The organism is Plantactinospora veratri, assembly GCF_036421995.1.
Classification (GTDB): Bacteria; Actinomycetota; Actinomycetes; order Mycobacteriales; family Micromonosporaceae; genus Plantactinospora; species Plantactinospora veratri.
The window spans coordinates 384,709-400,095 of sequence record NZ_JAZGQL010000001.1 but is presented as its reverse complement, the minus strand read 5'-3'; the positions used below and the strand labels follow the sequence as shown (position 1 = coordinate 400,095).

Annotated in this window: 17 protein-coding genes and 1 pseudogene; 9 read left to right on the top strand and 9 right to left on the bottom strand. The window is 73.4% G+C overall.

All coding sequences use genetic code 11. The features are described from left to right. Positions 1-75: 75 nt before the first annotated feature. On the top strand, positions 76-732 hold the full coding sequence (locus V1634_RS01820; RefSeq protein ID WP_407951692.1) for an HNH endonuclease family protein: 657 nt from the start codon (positions 76-78) through the stop codon (positions 730-732). A 73-nt stretch (positions 733-805) separates the two neighbouring features. After that, entirely contained in the window at positions 806-4,018 is a 3,213-nt protein-coding gene (locus tag V1634_RS01815; protein ID WP_331205946.1) for a BTAD domain-containing putative transcriptional regulator, read from the top strand. 15 nt (positions 4,019-4,033) lie between these two features. Here V1634_RS01815 and V1634_RS01810 read toward each other — a convergent pair whose 3' ends face one another. Next, positions 4,034-4,603 carry a dihydrofolate reductase family protein gene (locus V1634_RS01810; RefSeq protein ID WP_331205945.1) on the bottom strand — a complete coding sequence of 190 codons (570 nt, stop codon included), beginning with the start codon at positions 4,601-4,603 and terminating at the stop codon, positions 4,034-4,036. 155 nt (positions 4,604-4,758) lie between these two features. On the opposite strand from V1634_RS01810, the gene V1634_RS01805 reads away from it, so the two are divergent. Beyond that, positions 4,759-5,190, top strand: coding sequence for a GNAT family N-acetyltransferase (locus V1634_RS01805; protein WP_331205944.1), 432 nt, complete (start codon positions 4,759-4,761; stop codon positions 5,188-5,190). Between the two features lie 18 nt (positions 5,191-5,208). On the opposite strand, the gene V1634_RS01800 is transcribed toward V1634_RS01805, so the two are convergent. The 3 genes from V1634_RS01800 to V1634_RS01790 all read right to left on the bottom strand — a co-directional run bounded on the left by V1634_RS01800 (position 5,209) and on the right by V1634_RS01790 (position 6,903). After that, entirely contained in the window at positions 5,209-5,463 is a 255-nt protein-coding gene (locus V1634_RS01800; protein WP_331205943.1) for a Smr/MutS family protein, read from the bottom strand. A 63-nt stretch (positions 5,464-5,526) separates the two neighbouring features. After that, complete coding sequence (locus tag V1634_RS01795) at positions 5,527-5,895, bottom strand: tetratricopeptide repeat protein (protein ID WP_331205942.1); 369 nt, start codon at positions 5,893-5,895, stop codon at positions 5,527-5,529. A gap of 246 nt (positions 5,896-6,141) precedes the next feature. Next, positions 6,142-6,903 (bottom strand): ROK family protein, encoded by a 762-nt coding sequence (locus V1634_RS01790; RefSeq protein WP_331205941.1) that lies wholly within the window; start codon positions 6,901-6,903, stop codon positions 6,142-6,144. Positions 6,904-6,966: 63 nt separating this feature from the next. On the opposite strand from V1634_RS01790, the gene V1634_RS01785 reads away from it, so the two are divergent. Next, on the top strand, positions 6,967-8,604 hold the full coding sequence (locus V1634_RS01785) for an ABC-F family ATP-binding cassette domain-containing protein (RefSeq protein ID WP_331205940.1): 1,638 nt from the start codon (positions 6,967-6,969) through the stop codon (positions 8,602-8,604). Positions 8,605-8,678: 74 nt separating this feature from the next. On the opposite strand, the gene V1634_RS35385 is transcribed toward V1634_RS01785, so the two are convergent. Then, a complete protein-coding gene (locus V1634_RS35385; protein ID WP_407951703.1) occupies positions 8,679-8,810 on the bottom strand; it encodes a nuclear transport factor 2 family protein in 132 nt (43 codons plus the stop codon). 7 nt (positions 8,811-8,817) lie between these two features. Here V1634_RS35385 and V1634_RS01780 point away from each other — a divergent pair, with 7 nt between their 5' ends. The 4 genes and pseudogenes from V1634_RS01780 to V1634_RS01765 all read left to right on the top strand — a co-directional run bounded on the left by V1634_RS01780 (position 8,818) and on the right by V1634_RS01765 (position 11,286). Beyond that, positions 8,818-9,003, top strand: a complete 186-nt coding sequence (locus V1634_RS01780) for a hypothetical protein (RefSeq protein WP_331205939.1) — start codon at positions 8,818-8,820, stop codon at positions 9,001-9,003. Between the two features lie 71 nt (positions 9,004-9,074). Beyond that, positions 9,075-9,323, top strand: a pseudogene (locus tag V1634_RS01775) (hypothetical protein); the annotation flags it as partial. A 114-nt stretch (positions 9,324-9,437) separates the two neighbouring features. Next, positions 9,438-10,160: a methyltransferase domain-containing protein gene (locus tag V1634_RS01770; protein ID WP_331205938.1), complete on the top strand. Its 723-nt coding sequence runs from the start codon at positions 9,438-9,440 to the stop codon at positions 10,158-10,160. Positions 10,161-10,392: 232 nt separating this feature from the next. Beyond that, positions 10,393-11,286 carry an NADP-dependent oxidoreductase gene (locus V1634_RS01765; protein WP_331205937.1) on the top strand — a complete coding sequence of 298 codons (894 nt, stop codon included), beginning with the start codon at positions 10,393-10,395 and terminating at the stop codon, positions 11,284-11,286. 73 nt (positions 11,287-11,359) lie between these two features. On the opposite strand, the gene V1634_RS01760 is transcribed toward V1634_RS01765, so the two are convergent. Then, entirely contained in the window at positions 11,360-12,037 is a 678-nt protein-coding gene (locus V1634_RS01760; protein WP_331205936.1) for a Crp/Fnr family transcriptional regulator, read from the bottom strand. A 104-nt stretch (positions 12,038-12,141) separates the two neighbouring features. Between V1634_RS01760 and V1634_RS01755 the strand changes: the two genes are divergently transcribed. After that, positions 12,142-12,429 carry a YciI family protein gene (locus V1634_RS01755; RefSeq protein ID WP_331205935.1) on the top strand — a complete coding sequence of 96 codons (288 nt, stop codon included), beginning with the start codon at positions 12,142-12,144 and terminating at the stop codon, positions 12,427-12,429. A 13-nt stretch (positions 12,430-12,442) separates the two neighbouring features. Here the strand turns inward: V1634_RS01755 and V1634_RS01750 are convergent, their stop codons facing one another. The 3 genes from V1634_RS01750 to V1634_RS01740 form a co-directional block, all read right to left on the bottom strand. Beyond that, on the bottom strand, positions 12,443-13,300 hold the full coding sequence (locus V1634_RS01750; RefSeq protein WP_331205934.1) for an alpha/beta hydrolase: 858 nt from the start codon (positions 13,298-13,300) through the stop codon (positions 12,443-12,445). 194 nt (positions 13,301-13,494) lie between these two features. Further along, a complete protein-coding gene (locus V1634_RS01745; RefSeq protein WP_407951691.1) occupies positions 13,495-14,328 on the bottom strand; it encodes an ABC transporter permease in 834 nt (277 codons plus the stop codon). Next, on the bottom strand, positions 14,325-15,344 hold the full coding sequence (locus tag V1634_RS01740) for an ATP-binding cassette domain-containing protein (protein ID WP_331205933.1): 1,020 nt from the start codon (positions 15,342-15,344) through the stop codon (positions 14,325-14,327). The genes V1634_RS01745 and V1634_RS01740 overlap by 4 nt, the downstream gene beginning before the upstream one ends. Positions 15,345-15,387: the final 43 nt, after the last annotated feature.

Sequence of the window (15,387 nt, the reverse complement as noted above, 5' to 3'; positions counted from 1 at the left end):
TGACGGTGGCGCTCCGGTCACGATGATCAGTTACGTTGATCCCTCCCGTACCCCCAGAGCCTTCGGGAGGCATCCGTGCCGCACGTCCGACGTCGCCGCATCCGGCCCATCCTCACCGCCACCGCCGCCATCGCGGCGATCACCGCGTCCCTGCTGGTCGCCACCCCGGCCGGCGCCACCCCACCCGGCATCCCGGCCAAGGCCACCGCCCAGTCCAACCTGAACGCGCTCACCGTCGCCGCCCAGGGGTCGATGACCGGCTACAGCCGCGACCTCTTCCCACACTGGATCACCACCAGCGGTGCCTGCAACACCCGGGAGACGGTACTGCGGCGCGACGGCAGCGGGGTGGGTGTGGACACTTCCTGCTACCCGACCTCGGGCAGTTGGTTCAGCCCGTACGACGGGGCGACCTGGACGAACCCGGCCGACGTCGACATCGACCACATCGTGCCGCTCGCCGAGGCGTGGCGCTCCGGGGCCAGCTCGTGGGCCACCAGCCGCCGGCAGTCCTTCGCCAACGACCTCAACGGGCCACAACTGATCGCGGTCACCGACAACGTGAACCAGGCCAAGGGCGACCAGGACCCGTCCACCTGGAAGCCGAGCCGCACCGCCTACCACTGCACGTACGCCAAGATGTGGATCCGGACCAAGTACAACTGGGGCCTGCGGTTGCAGTCGGCGGAGAAGAGCGCCCTGCAGACCATGTTGAACACCTGCTCGTCCTGACCGGCCCGACGATCGGGGCGAACGTCGCCGCCGTGGTGGCGACGTTCGCCCACGACTTCCGTAGCCTGGGTCGGTGCGATTCGGGGTGTTGGGGCCGCTGGCCGTCTGGACCGACCACGGTGCGCCGGTCACCATCCCCGGCCGGAAGGTGCGAACCCTCCTGGCCGACCTGCTGATCTCGCCGGGACGACCGGTCTCGGTCGACCGGCTGGTCGAGGACCTCTGGGGTACGGCCGCACCGGCCGACCCGACCGCCGCGCTGCACGTACGGGTCTCGCAACTGCGCCGGGCACTGGCCGGCGCCGAGCCGGACGCCCGGGACCTGGTGGTCTCGCAGGCACCCGGGTACGAACTGCGGGCCGGCCCCGACGCGGTCGACGCGACGACCTTCACGGCACTGCTCGGACAGGCACAGGCGGCCGACGATCCGGGTACCCGGGCCGGACTGCTCGCCGACGCGCTGGCACTGTGGCGGGGGAACGCGCTGGCCGACTTCGCCGACGAGGAGTTCGCCCGTACCGCCGTGGCCCGCTGGGAGGAGCAACGGGCCACCGCCGTGGAGGCGTACGCGGAGGTGCGGCTCGAACTCGGCGAGCACGCCGGACTCGTCGGCGAGCTGACCGAGCAGGTGGCCCGGCACCCGTACCGGGAACGGCTGCGCGCGGCGCACATCCGGGCGCTGCACCGGGCCGGCCGGACCGGCGAGGCGCTGGAGAGTTTCCAGGAGCTGCGGCGCGGCCTCGCCGACGAGCTGGGACTGGATCCGGGGCCGGAGCTGGCGGCGCTGCACCGGGCGATCCTGGCCGGTGACCCGGCCGAGGACCCGCCCGCACCGGTCCGGCGGCGGTTGCGGGCCGGCCCGGCCCTGCCGGCGCCGGTGACCGAGCTGATCGGCCGCGAACACGCCGTGCGGCGGGTACGCGAACTGCTCAGCGCCGGCCGGCTGGTCACGTTGACCGGACCGGGCGGGGTGGGCAAGACCAGCGTGGCGACCGAGGTCGCCCGGACGCTGACCGAGGCGTACCCGGACGGGATCTGGCTGGTCGACCTGACCACCTGGGACGGGTCGGGCGAGCCGGCCGAGCCGCTCCTCGCCGTACTCGCCATTCCGGACGGCCCCGGCGGGGCGGAGCCGCCGGGCGAACGGCTGGCGACCGCCCTGCGGGAGCGGCGGACGCTGCTGGTGCTGGACAACTGCGAACACGTCGTCGAGCCGGTGGCCGGGCTGGTCGGCGAGCTGTTGCCGGCCGCACCCGGGCTGCGGGTGCTGGCGACCAGCCGGGAGCCGCTGCGGCTGCGCGGCGAGACCCGCTGGGAGCTGCCGCCGCTCGACCTCCCCGACACCGACGACCCGGACCGGCTGGCCCGGTCGGCCGCGGTGCGGCTCTTCCTGGCCCGCGCCGGCCTGGAACCGGCACCGGAGACGGTGGCCGGAGTGGCCGAGGTGTGCCGGCGGCTGGACGGCATCCCGCTGGCGCTGGAGCTGGCCGCGACCCGGGTACCAGTGCTCGGCGTGGCCGAGCTGGCGGCCCGCTTGCAGGTGCCACAGGACCGGTTCGGGCTGCTGGCCACCGGCCCGCGCGACGCACCGGCCCGGCAGCGCACCCTGGCCGCCGTGATCGACTGGAGCTGGCAACTGCTGACCGAGCCGGAGCGGGCGGTACTGCGCGGGCTGGCGGTGCACTCCGGCGGCTGCACGCTGACCGCCGCCGAAGCGGTCTGCGCCGGGGACGGTACGCCGGCCGGTGCGGTGCTGGACCTGCTGGCCGGGCTGGTCGACCGTTCGCTGGTGGTACGCGCCACCGCGCCGTCCGCCGGCGACGGGCCCCGGTTCCGGCTGCTGGAGTCGGTCTCCGCGTACTGCCTGGTCCGGCTCCGGGAGGCCGGCGACGAGGAGCCGCTGCGACGCCGGCACGCCGAGCACTACCTGGCACTGGCCGAGCGGGCCGACCCGGAGCTGCGCGGCCCCGGGCAGCGGGAGTGGCTGCGCCGGCTGGACGCCGAGGCCGCGAACCTGCGGGCCGCCGGGGAGACGTTCCGGCGCACGGGTGCGGCCGAGCCGGCACTGCGGCTGGCCACGGCCCTGGTCTGGTACCGGTTCCTGCGTGGCCGGCTCACCGAGGCCCGCCGGGCGCTGGCCGGCGCGCTCGGCGTACCCGGTGAGGTGCCGGAGGTGGTCCGGACCGGCGCCGAAGCGTGGCACGCCGGGCTGGCGATCCGGCAGGGTCAGGCCGGTCCGGAGCTGGCGGCGGAGGTGCTCCGCGGCTACGACAAGGTGGCGGACCCGCTCGGCCGGGCCCGGGCGGAATGGTTCCTCGCCATGTCCACGATCGACTTCGGGGACCTGGTCGCCACCGCCGAGCTGCTCGGCCGGGCGCTGGAGACGTTCCGGGCCGCCGGGGACCGGTGGGGCGAGGCGGCGGTGTTGAGCAACCGGGCGATGCTCGGGCACATCCGGGCCGACCCGGCCGCGCTGGAATCGGACGCCCGGCGCGGCGCCGAACTCTTCGGCGAGATCGGTGACGACTGGGGAGTACTCCAGGCGACCGACTGGCTGATCGGCCTCGCCGACCTGACCGGCGACCGGGCCGAGGCGGCCCGGCTGAGCCAGCAGGGCCTGCGGATCGCCGAGGAGTTGGGACTCTGGTCCGATGTGGCCGGTCGGCTCGGCTGGCTCGGCTGGATCTCGACGCGGCTCGGGGACCACCCGCGGGCGATCGAGTACGCCGAGCAGGCACGGCGGTTCTCCGCCGAGCAGGGGCAACTCTCCGGCGAGGTCTTCGCCACCATCACGCTGGCCTTCGCCGCCCGCCGCGACGGCCGGCTCGACCTGGCCGAGCGGCACCTGCGCTGGCTGCTCGCCACGGGCCGGCAACAGCAGAGCGGGGACGGGCACCCGCCGTACCTGGCGATGGTGCTGATCGAGCTGGGTCTGTTGGCCGGGGAGCGCGGCGATCCGGCGGCGGCGCTGGCCTGGCACCGGGAGGCGTTCGAGGTGGCCCGGGCGCAGGATTCGGGGCCGGAGATGGCGTCCGCGCTGGCGGGCATGGCCGACGCGCTGGTCCGGGCCGGGCGGGCGGAGCTGGCCGGGCAACTGCTCGGCGCCGCCGACGCCGCCCGCCGGAAGTCCGACTACCGGCTCTCCGACCCGGACCGGGCCGAACTGGACCGGCTCACGGCGACGGTCCGGGCCGCCACCGGCCCGGACTTCGACACGCTCTTCGCCGATGGTGGCGGTCTCACGACGGCTCAGGCCCGGTCCCTGGTGGACGGGGACCGGGCCTGACGTCGGCTGCCGGGCCTACTTGGGTACGTAGACGTGCACGACGATGCCGGAGTCGAACCGCTCGACGTCGGCGAGCTTCAGGTGGGTGGTGTCGAATCCGGCGCCCTCGAAGAGGTGCTTGCCGGCGCCGACGACCACCGGGAAATACCAGAAGTGGAACTCGTCGACCAGGCCGTGCCGCACCAGCGTGCGGTCCAGCTCGCCGGTGCCCCACTTCAGGATGTTCCGGCCCGGCTGCTCCTTCAGCTTGGCGACCTCCTCGGCCACGTCACCCTGTAGCAAAGTGGCGTTCCAGGTGGTCTCGGTGAGGGTGCGCGAGGCGACGTACTTCGGCATCGCGTTCATCACGTCGGCGTGCGGGTCGCCGGCCCGGGACGACCACGCCTCGGCGAACCCCTCGTACGTCAGCCGGCCCAGCAGCATGGCGTCCCCCGAGTCCATCAGCTTCTGCGCGTAGCCGGCGTGGGCGTCGTCCCAGTACGGCTGGCCCCAGTGCTGCGGCTGCGCCCGGGACGCGGTGGACGGGCGGGTGTCGTCGATGATCCCGTCCAGCGAAACGAAGGTCGACTCGATGATCTTGCGCATGGTCTCTGCTCCCTGTGGTCCGTGCCGGCGCTTCCCGTTGCCGCCCGCCCGATGACCTCACTCTGCCGCCGTCTCCTTACGGTTTCCTTCCGCCGGCCCTACGGTGCCGCAGGCCGCGCTTACGGTGCTGCGGGCCGTGGCCTACGGTGCTTTCCGTGGCTGACGTGACCCTTCGGACGGCAGATGCCGCCGACGTTCCTGGCGTACTCGATCTGTGGCGAAGGGCGGCGGAGGACGCGCACCGGCCCGCTGACACGGCGGCGGCCGTGCGGGGGCTCGTCGCGCGCGATCCCGGGGCGCTGATCCTCGCCGTACGCGACTCGGTGCTGGTGGGCTCGGTCGTCGCGGGGTGGGACGGGTGGCGGTGTCACCTCTACCGGCTGGCGGTGGCGCCGGAGTGCCGTGGCCAGGGCGTCGGGCGGCTGCTGGTGGAGGCGGCGGAGGAACGGTTCCGGCAGCTCGGCGGGAGTCGGGTCGACGCCATGGTGCTCGACGACAACGCGCTGGCACACCGGGCCTGGCGGGCGCTGGGCTACCAGCCGCAGGCCGAGTGGTCGCGCTGGGTCAAGCCACTGTCGACCGGGTGACCTCAGCCTCGCCGCGCGCTACTTCCAGCGGAAGTGTACGAAGAGGCGGCCGAAGTTCTTGGAGTCCTTCTCCACCCGGTGGTAGAGCTGCTTGATCTCCTTCTGGTCGAGGAAGCGCAGTACCCGCTTCTTGAGCTGCCCCGACCCCTTGCCCGGGATGATCTCGACCATGGTCGCCTTCTTGGCCACCGCCTCGTCCATGATCCCGCGCAACGCCCGGTCGATGTCCTGGCCACGGTTGAAGATGTCGTGCAGGTCGAGCTTGAGCTTCATCGGCGGGTCACCGGCCGGGCAGCGTCCATGCCCCCGATGGTAGGCGCAGCAGCCGGTCGGCGGTCACCGCCGGCCACCGACCCGGGTCTCGACCCGCTCCAGGGCGATCCGGTAGTCGTCGTTCTCCGCGTACATCGCGGCGGCGATCCGGAGGTGCCGCAGGGCCTCCTCCGGGCGGCCGACCCGCTCCAGGGTGCGGCCCAGCACGTGGTGCGCGTAGTGGTCGCTCGGGTCGCGCTGCACCAGGGTGCGCAACTGCTCCTCGGCGCGGGCGAGCTGCGCCGTCTGGAAGTACGCCCGGGCGAGCAACTGGCGTACGGAGGCGTTGTCGGGCTCGGCCTCGACGATGGGTTCCAGCAACCGGGCAGCTTCGGACGGGTCCCCGGTCTCGAAGTACATGGTCGCCCGCCGGTACTCGGCCAGAAGATCCACTAGACCCACCTCCTCGTGTCGCGACTACTTTCCCCCGACGCTGGCACAACACCGCCAGTACCGCGACTGTTCCGACGGGCGAGATCGCGAGAGCACGGTGTCCGGTTCCGGCGTACTCCCGCACGCCGTCGACCTGGACAGCAGGTGCGCTACCGCCGTCGGGTGACGCCTCTGCCGTCCAGGTCCGTACCGGTGGAAGCACCCCGCGAAGCCGGTGACCTCGCCGGGCCGTCGCCGGTGTCGGAGTCAGCCCCACCCGGGGCGGCGCAGCTCCCAGGCGCGTACCCCGCCGATGATGCCGGCGCTGTTCGGCACCACCACCACGTCGTCGCCCATCCGGGCCACCTGCTCGGGGCGGACCAGCCGGGAGTTGCCGCCGCCCAGATAGAGCCGGTCCCAGAGGAAGACCGGGCGCAGCCCGTCCACCACGCCCCGGACCCGGCGGGACCAGAACGCGTCGCCGAGCCGGCGCCGCTCGTGCTCGCCGATGTAGGTGTCGTAGCTCATCCCCCACCGGACCGGCGCCTGCGACAGCTCCAGGTGCGGGGCGAGCTGCCCGCCGTCGAAGAGCGCGCAGCCCAGCCCGGTGCCGAGGGTCAGCACCAGTTCCAGGCCGGTACCGGCGACCACCCCGGCGCCGTGCACCTCGGCGTCGTTGAGCACCAGCGTCGGCAGCCCGAACGCGTCGGTGAGCGCGCTGCGCACGTCGAAGCCCGACCACTCGGCGACCAGCTCCGGGTCCGGCCTGGTCCGTGGCCCGGCCCGGGTGACGTAGTGCGGGGTGGCCACCACGACGCCGTGCCGGAGCATCCCGGGCATCCCCACGGTGACCCGGTCCGCCGCCGGCAGCCGGCCGCCGAGCGCGAGCAGGGTCTTGACGAAGAGCGCGGTCGGCAACGGGTACGGGGTCGGCACCCGCAACGGCCGGGTACGCATCGTGCCGGCGTCGTCGAGTACGGACGCCTTGATGCCGCCGCCGCCGCAGTCGATCGCCAACGTGGTCATCACAGGATCAGTCTGCTCCTCCACCGCCGACTCGCACCTGCCCGGGCGGATAGCATCTGAAGTCTCATGAGCGCCACACTGATCGCCAAGGACCTCGCCGCCGGGCACGGCGACCGGGTCCTCTTCGCCGATCTCGAACTCGTCGTCGCCCCCGGTGACGTGATCGGGGTCGTCGGAGCCAACGGCGCGGGCAAGTCCACGCTGCTGCGTACCCTGGCCGGGCTGCAACCGCTCGAACACGGCACCCTGGCCCTCAACCCGCCGTCGGCGAGCGTCGGACACCTGCCGCAGGAACCCGACCGGCGCCCCGGCGAGACGGTCCGGGCCTTCCTCGGCCGGCGTACCGGGGTGACCGCCGCGCAGGCCGAACTCGACGCCGCGACCGAGGCGCTGACCGACGGCGTCGCCGGAGCCGACGACCGGTACGCGACCGCGCTGGAGCGCTGGCTCGCCCTCGGCGGCGCCGACCTGGCCGAGCGGGCCGACCAGATCGCCGCCGAGCTGGGTCTGGCGGTCGACCTGGAGCAGCCGATGACCTCGCTCTCCGGCGGTCAGGCGGCCCGGGCGGGACTGGCGTCGCTGCTGCTCAGCCGCTACGACATCTTCCTGCTCGACGAGCCGACCAACGATCTCGACCTGGCCGGCCTGGACCGGCTGGAGGAGTTCGTCACCGGGCTGCGCGCCGGCACGGTGCTGGTCAGCCACGACCGCGAGTTCCTGACCCGGACGGTGACCCGGGTCCTCGAACTCGACCTGCACCAGCAGCAGGTACGGCACTACGGCGGCGGCTACGCGGCCTACCTGGAGGAGCGCGAGGTGGCGCGCCGGCACGCCCGCGCCGACTACGAGGAGTACGCCGACACCCGCGCCGCGCTGGAGGCCCGGGCCCGGTCCCAGCGGGCCTGGATGGAGAAGGGCGTCAAGAACGCCCGGCGGAAGGCGACCGACAACGACAAGATCGGCCGGAAGTTCCGGACCGAGGCGACCGAGAAGCAGGCCGCCAAGGCCCGGCAGACCGAACGGCTGATCGAGCGGTTGGACGCGGTCGAGGAGCCGCGCAAGGAGTGGCAGCTCAAGATGGAGATCGCCGCCGCGCCCCGGGCCGGTGCGGTGGTGGCGGCGCTGCGTGGCGCCCTCGTCCGGCTCGGCGACTTCACCCTCGGCCCGGTCGACCTCCAGGTGGACTGGGCCGACCGGGTGGTGATCACCGGCGCCAACGGCTCGGGGAAGTCGACGCTGCTCGCCGCCCTGCTGGGCCGGCTGCCGCTCGACGACGGGCACAGCTCGCTCGGCCCGGGGGTGGTGGTCGGCGAGGTCGACCAGGCGCGGGGACTCTTCGTCGGCGGTGAGCCGCTGCTGGACGCCTTCGGTGCCGCCGTACCGGAGCTGAACCCGGCCGACGTGCGGACCCTGCTGGCCAAGTTCGGGCTGCGCGCGGCGCACGTGCTGCGGCCCGCCGACACCCTCTCGCCGGGCGAGCGGACCCGGGCGGCGCTGGCCCTGCTCCAGGCCCGGGGAGTGAACCTCCTGGTCCTGGACGAGCCGACCAACCACCTCGACCTGCCGGCGATCGAGCAGCTCGAATCGGCGCTGGAGTCGTACCCGGGAACGCTGCTGCTGGTCACCCACGACCGCCGGATGCTGGAGACGCTCCGGGCCAACCGGCACGTCCGGGTCGACGGCGGCCGGGTCAGCGAAGCCTGACCCGGCCGGTCAGCGACGGGCCCGGTCGCCGCCCGGCAGGGTACGCGGCTCGGTACGGAACATGATCGCCTCCATCAACGGCGCTTCGTGTTGTGGAACGCGGCGATCCGCCACCGGCCGTCCTCCTCGCGGACCAGCAGGTAGGTCTGCACCTTGCCGAGCCGCCTGGGCCGACGGCCCTTGTAGGTGTCGCCGCGCCCGGTCAGTACCGCCGTGTCGGGGCCGAGGAACCGGATCCGCTCGATCTCGTCGGCCAGCCGGGTGCCGGGTCACCGACCCCGCTACGCCCCGGAGCAGCTGGCGGTGCTCTTCGACTACTTCGCCCGGGCCGCCCCCGCCTTCACCCGGGCCACCGAAGAGATCCGCCGCACCACCGCCGAACGGCGGCGCCGCCGCTGAACCGGGGTCCCGGCGAAGCCCGCCCATCGACCCCCGTTTCTGTCGCTGCCCGGCTGGGCAAGAACTACTCCATGCTCAGATGGGAGTACGCCCTGTTGGTGCGCCGGCGCCAGCCCCGGCTCGACGACACCGGCTGGGAACTCGCTTACACCTGGTACGGCCCGGACGGCGCCGTGCTCGACGTCTCCCCGTACGGGGACACCGCGCTCGCCCACCTCAACCGGGCCGGCGCCCAGGGTTGGGAGCTGGTCTCGGTGACCGAGGACAGCAACATGCAGGGCAGCGCCGAACTGCACCGCTACCACCTCAAACGGGTACTCCGGGCGGTCGCGTCCCGGCCGAGGATGCGCAACCTGGGGCGGGCCGCCCGACGCGCCACCACCGGGTGAGGCGTAGACCGGACGATTCCGGGTAGCCCCGTCCGGGAGGTGGTGATGGTCGCGCAACTGCACAGGGCGCCCTCCGGCGAACGGTTGCGGGCGATCGACGAGTTCCTCGGCATGGCCTACGCCGACCTCGTCAAGCACGACGACCGGCTGCGCGGCACGGCGGTGGAGGTACGGTTCGACCGGGGCGTCGCCCACCTGACCGGCGAGGTGGCCGACCGGGAGGAGCTGGCGCTGATCCGGCGACTCGTCGGCCGGCTCGACGGCGTACTGGCCGTCTGGTCCCGGGTACGGGTGGCCGGCCGGGACCCGGTGGTGATGGATCTCGGCTGTGGCGCCGCGAAGCAGTACCCCGGCAACCTCGGCCTCGACCTGCGGGTAGCTCCGGGGGTGGACGCCCAGGCCGACCTCTCCGGCCCGCTGCCGCTGGCCGGCGACTCGGTCGACGTGATCTTCACGGTGCACATCCTGGAGCACCTGATCGACTTCCTGACCCTGGTCGACGAGTGCCACCGGGTACTCCGGCCCGGTGGCGTACTGCACGTGATGAGCCCGTGGTGGGGGCATGTCAACGCGGTCGCCGACCCGACCCACGTACGCCTGCTGGACGTGCAGACGATCAAGCACATGTGCCAGCGCCACCCCGGTGCGCCCCGGTGGTACCCGCTGCACGCCGGCTGCGACGGCGCGTCGATCTTCGCCGACCTGACTCCGCTGGGCCCGGACGACCCCGGCCCGGACCCCGGCCACCTGGCCCGGTTCTTCGACTGAGCCCACCTTGTCCGTCTGTTCGGCCGAACCGGTAGACGCCGCTGCCGGTCGCGGCCGGCCGAACCGTGGTCGTCTCCGGCCCGCAGCGCCCCGGTGACGGGCCGAGCTGGAAGGCATGTCGCGGGGCCCGGCGGGAAAGCACCGGTGTCGGAGCGGGTGAGCGTTCGGGGGAGGCCGGTAGATGCGTGCCGTGATGTCTGAGTCTTTTGGGGCCATGCCGGAGGTCCGGGAAATGCCGGAGCCGACGCCCGGGGACGGCGAGGTGAAGATCGAGGTACAGTCCTCGTCCCTGAACGGTTTCGACGCCAAGCTCGCCGGAGGTTTCCTGTCGGGCGAGGTCGAGCACCAGTTCCCGGTCGTGCTCGGTCGGGACTTCGCCGGCATCGTGACCGAGGTCGGTCCGGGCGTCAGCGGGTTCATGCCCGGCGAGAAGGTGTTCGGGGTGGTGGCCAAGCCCGGGCTCGGCGACGGCTCGTTCGGCGAGTACGTGGTCGTACCGGAGGAGATCGGCCTCGCGCCGCTGCCGGCCGGGGTCGACTACCGGGCCGCCGGTGTGCTCGGCCTGGCCGGGGTCGCCGCGCTGGCCAGCGTGGACGCGGTCGCACCGGGGCACGGCGAGACGGTGCTGATCTCCGGGGCCACCGGCGGGGTGGGCCACTACGCCGTCCAGCTCGCCGCCGCACGGGGAGCCACGGTGATCGCCACCGCCGAGGCCGGCCCCGCCGCCGACCTGCTGCACGAACTCGGGGCCGCGCACACCGTGGACCACCGGGCCGACCTGGCCGCGCAGGTCCGGCAGCTCGCCCCGAACGGCGTGGACAGCGCGGTGCACCTGGCCGGCGACCCGGAACTGATCGCCGACCTGGTCACCCCGGACGGCAAGTTCTCCTCCAGCCTGGGGGTGAGTTCCGAGCAGCTCGGCGACCGCGCGCTGAACGTCACCGCCATCGAGGCGATCCCGGACCGGATCGTGCTCGACCACCTCGCCACCGAGGCCGCAGCCGACCGGCTGCGCCCCTCCATCGCCCGCACCTATCTGCTGGACGAGGTTCCGCAGGCCTTCGCCGACTTCAACAACAGCGGTACCGTCGGCAAGCTCGCCGTGGCGATCGGCTCGGCCGGATAGCGGCGCGGCCGGGCGGCGACGCGGCGCTGACCGGCCGGGCTGGCTAGCCGCACCCGTCAGATCGCCGCACCCGTCAGATCGCCGTCGTGGCGCGCGCCGCCAGGAGTTCGGGTGCCAGCACCACCACCGCACCCGGCTCGACCCGGACCAGCCCGGCGTCGGCGAGGGTGCGCAGCGCCCGGTTGACCGTCACCCGGGTCATCCCGACCGCCTCTGCCAGCCCCTGCTGCGCGCCGGGGAGCGGCACCCGGCGCCCGCTCCGGCCGGCCGCCGCGACCAGCCAGGCCGCCACCCGGGTCCCGGCATCGGCGTACGAGGTACGCACCAGCTCCGCCTGCCCGTCCCGCAGCCGCCCGGCCAGGTGTCCGAGTACGTGCCGCCGCACCGCCGGTACGTCGTCGATCAGCCGGAGCAGCTCGCCGGCCGGCACCAGCCGGTAGCGCAACACGGTGGCGGCCAGCCAGGTCGCGGTGTACCCGCCGCCGTCCAGCACCGCGCTCTTGTCGACCGCGCACGGGCCGGCGAAGTCGCCGAGCCGCAGCCGCTTCCCGTCGGCCGTCTCGTGCACCCCGGTCAGGGTGCCCGCCTCCACCACGATCACGTGCTCGGCGGGTTGCCCGCGTACCGCCAGAACCACGCCGGGCTCGACGGTCCGGGGTACCGAACGGTCGAGCAGCCGGCGTAGCTGTGCCGGCCCGAGCCCGGCGAAGAGGGGTACGTCGGCGAGCCGGCGCAGCTCCGTCGCTTCCATCCCTGGATTGTTCCGGACGGGCCAGGGCGGCCGCCCGGCCCGGTCCGAAGCGGCTGTATCAGCGTTTACTGCGGCCATCCCTCGGGCGGCCGTAGGGTCTGCACATGATCGTTGTGGAACTGCGCTTCACCGGAGACCCCTCCGCCCGACTGGCGGCCCGGCCGGCCCACCGGGAACTGCTGGCCCGGCTGCACGCCGAGGGCGGACTGCTGGCGGCCGGCCCGTGGGCGGACGACTCCGGCGCCCTGCTGATCTTCGACGCGGACGAACCGGCGGTACGGGAGGCTCTGGACGCCGACCCCTACTACCGGGCGCCCGGCGTCAGCGTGGTCGCGGTACGGCCCTGGACGCCGGTCGTCGGCGGCCCGGCGAGCCTGGGGGGTGCGGCCTGAACCACGCCCTCCACTACCGGCCGGAACGCGGCTGGCCGGACTGGGGCTGCCTCGGCTGTGCGGCCGACACGGCCCAGTTGAGCGCGTAGTCGGCGACCTCCTCCCAGCCGGGCTGGCCCACCGTGTAGTGCGGACGGCCGGGAAACTCCTTGTACCCGGTGACCGCGGTGGACTTCCGGTAGCGGCCGGCGGTCGCCTTGGTGATCGACGGCGGTACCACCCGGTCGGCGCCGCCGGCGATCAGCAGCAGCGGCGCCCGCCGCTCGTTGCCGAAGTCCACCCGCATCGCGGCCCGGGGGTTCAGGTTCGCCAGTGCCGCTTCGAAGAGCACGCCTCCGGCGGCCGGTACGTGATAGCGCCGGTAGACCTCTTCCGCCTCGGCCCGGGACATCGTGTTGGTGAAGGCGTAGTGGAACTCGTCCAGACTCAGCGGTACGGCCCGGTGCCGGTTCGCCGGGTTGCGCAGTACCGGCAGGCTGGCCCGGAGCGTGGAGAGCGGCAGCCGGACCACTCCCTTGACCGGCGCCGAGTCGATCGCGACTCCGGCCGCGCCCAGTCCCCGGTCCAGCAGCATCTGGGCGAACGCGCCGCCGAACGAGTGCCCCATGATGATCGGCGGGGTGGGCAGATCCCGGATGATCCGCTCGTGGTGCTCGACTATCTGGTCCGAGGTCAGCTCGGCGATCGACGCGGAGTCGCGGCGCAACGCCTCGACGTCGGAGTCCATGCCGGGCCAGGCCGGCGTCAGCACCTGGAACCCGGCACGGCGGTACCGGTCGGCCCAGTGCTCCCAACTCCGGGAGGTCAGCCAGAGGCCGTGGATCAGCACGACGGTGTCGGGTCGGCTCGGTTCGGCGGGGAGAAGGGGCATGATGTCCTCTTCCGCGTTCGGTGGCCGCTTCGCTTCCGGCCTGGGTTTCCGGCACCTGCCGCCGGGTGACGGCGGTTTGCGATCTCGCCGTGGCTCGACCGTCCGCTGCCGGATACCCCTGACCGGCTACCCCAACCCCGGCCCGGCCGGCCGTACGCCCGCGAGCGGCGGACCGTACGGCCGGCGGGCCACGGTCAGTGGTCGAGCCGCCGGTAGCGACGTACCGAGAGCGGCAGGAAGATCGCCGTCAGCAGTACCGGCCAGCCCAGCGCCAGCGCGACGGCGTGCCGACCGGTCCAGGAGTCACTGCCCCAGCCCGGGTTGGCGAAGAGTTCCCGGGTGGCGGAGATCGTCGCCGAGAGCGGGTTCGCCTCCGCCACCGTCCCGAGCCAGCCCGGCATGGTCTCCGGCGAGACGAGTGCGTTGGAGAGGAACAGCACCGGCCAGACCAGGATCTGCATCGCGACCACGGCCTCCGGGTTGCGCAACAGCAGCGCGAGGTAGATGCCGGCCCAGAGCACCGCGAACCGGAGCAGCAGGAGCAGTCCGAAGGCGGCCAGCGCGGCGCCCGGACCACCGTGCCAGCGCCAGCCGACCGCCAGTCCGCAGCCGACCATCACCGCCAGGCCGAGGGCGGCGTTGAGCAGGTCGGCTACGCAGCGGCCGACCACCACCGCCGAGCGGGCCATCGGCATCGCCCGGAAACGGTCGGTGATCCCCCGGGAGGCGTCGGTGGCGACCGCGGTGTAGGTGGACTCGATGCCGAAGAGCATGGTCATCGCGAACATGCCCGGCATCAGGAACTCCCGGTAGTCGCCACCGCCCGGCAGCACCATGCCGCCGCCGAACAGGTAGCCGAACATCAGTACCACCATGATCGGGAAGAGCAGTCCGAGCACGACCTGCACCGGTTGCCCGGCCCAGTGCGCCAGGTCGCGGCGGGTGATCGTCCAACCGTCCGCGACCGCCCAGCGCAGCCGGTGCCGGGCGTGCCGGGGCGGGGACGGGATCATCGTCGTCGTGGTCAAGGTGCCACCTTCCGCCGCTCGTCGTCGACCCGCCCGTCGGGTCCGGTGTGGAGCGGATCGGGTCCGGTGCCGGACCGGCTGCCGGTGAGGTGCAGGAAGACCTCGTCCAGGGTCGGCCGGCGCAGCGCGATGTCCTCGGCCGCGATGCCGTGCTCGTCGAGGCCGCGTACCAGCGCGGTGAGGGTGCCGATCCGGTCCCGTACCGGCGCGCTGATCCGCCGGTCGTCGTCGTCGCGTTCGACGGGTCCGTCGGCGATCCGGCCGAGCAGCGTGGCCGCCGCCGGCAGGTCGTCGAGCCGGTGCAGCAGTACGTCGATCCGGTCGCCGCCGAGCCGGCTCTTCAGGGCGTCCGGCGTACCGTCGGCGACGATCCGGCCCGCGTCGACGACCGAGATCCGATCGGCGAGCTGGTCTGCCTCGTCGAGGTACTGGGTGGTGAGCAGCACGGTCGTGCCGGCGCCGACCAGGGCGCGTACCGCCTCCCAGACCTCGTTGCGTCCGCGCGGGTCCAGCCCGGTTGTCGGCTCGTCGAGGAAGAGCACCGGCGGGGCGAGGATCAGCCCGGCGGCCAGGTCGAGCCGGCGTCGCATCCCGCCCGAGTATCGACCGACCGGCCGGTCACCGGTGTCGGCCAGGCCGAACCGGTGCAGCAGTTCGTCAGCCCGACGGTCGGCGACGGCGCCGGGCAGGTGGTAGAGCCGGCCGAACATCGCCAGGTTCTGCCGGCCGGAGAGGATCTCGTCCACCGCCGCGTGCTGGCCGACCAGCCCGATCCGGTAGCGGACCTGGTCGGGCTGGCGGGCCACGTCGTAGCCGGCCACCTCGGCCCGTCCGGCGTCGAACCGGAGCAGGGTGGCGAGGATGCGTACCGCCGTGGTCTTGCCGGCGCCGTTCGGCCCGAGCAGGCCGTGCACGGTACCGGTGGGGACGTGCAGGTCGAGTCCGTCCAGGGCGAGCCGGTCGCCGTACCGCTTGCGCAGCCCCTCGGTCCGGATCGCCAGAGCGTTGTCGTGCATGACCACCCCAAACCATGTACGCCGTACAGAGTTGACGCGCAAC

Coding starts and splice junctions, on each gene's coding strand:
- V1634_RS01785 (WP_331205940.1), top strand. CDS start 6,967: ATGAGCGCCACACTGATCGCCAAGGACCTCGCCGCCGGGCACGGCGAC.
- V1634_RS01765 (WP_331205937.1), top strand. CDS start 10,393: ATGCCGGAGCCGACGCCCGGGGACGGCGAGGTGAAGATCGAGGTACAG.
- V1634_RS01740 (WP_331205933.1), bottom strand. CDS start 15,344: ATGCACGACAACGCTCTGGCGATCCGGACCGAGGGGCTGCGCAAGCGG.
- V1634_RS01800 (WP_331205943.1), bottom strand. CDS start 5,463: ATGAAGCTCAAGCTCGACCTGCACGACATCTTCAACCGTGGCCAGGAC.
- V1634_RS01770 (WP_331205938.1), top strand. CDS start 9,438: ATGGTCGCGCAACTGCACAGGGCGCCCTCCGGCGAACGGTTGCGGGCG.
- V1634_RS01755 (WP_331205935.1), top strand. CDS start 12,142: ATGATCGTTGTGGAACTGCGCTTCACCGGAGACCCCTCCGCCCGACTG.
- V1634_RS01750 (WP_331205934.1), bottom strand. CDS start 13,300: ATGCCCCTTCTCCCCGCCGAACCGAGCCGACCCGACACCGTCGTGCTG.
- V1634_RS01760 (WP_331205936.1), bottom strand. CDS start 12,037: ATGGAAGCGACGGAGCTGCGCCGGCTCGCCGACGTACCCCTCTTCGCC.
- V1634_RS01810 (WP_331205945.1), bottom strand. CDS start 4,603: ATGCGCAAGATCATCGAGTCGACCTTCGTTTCGCTGGACGGGATCATC.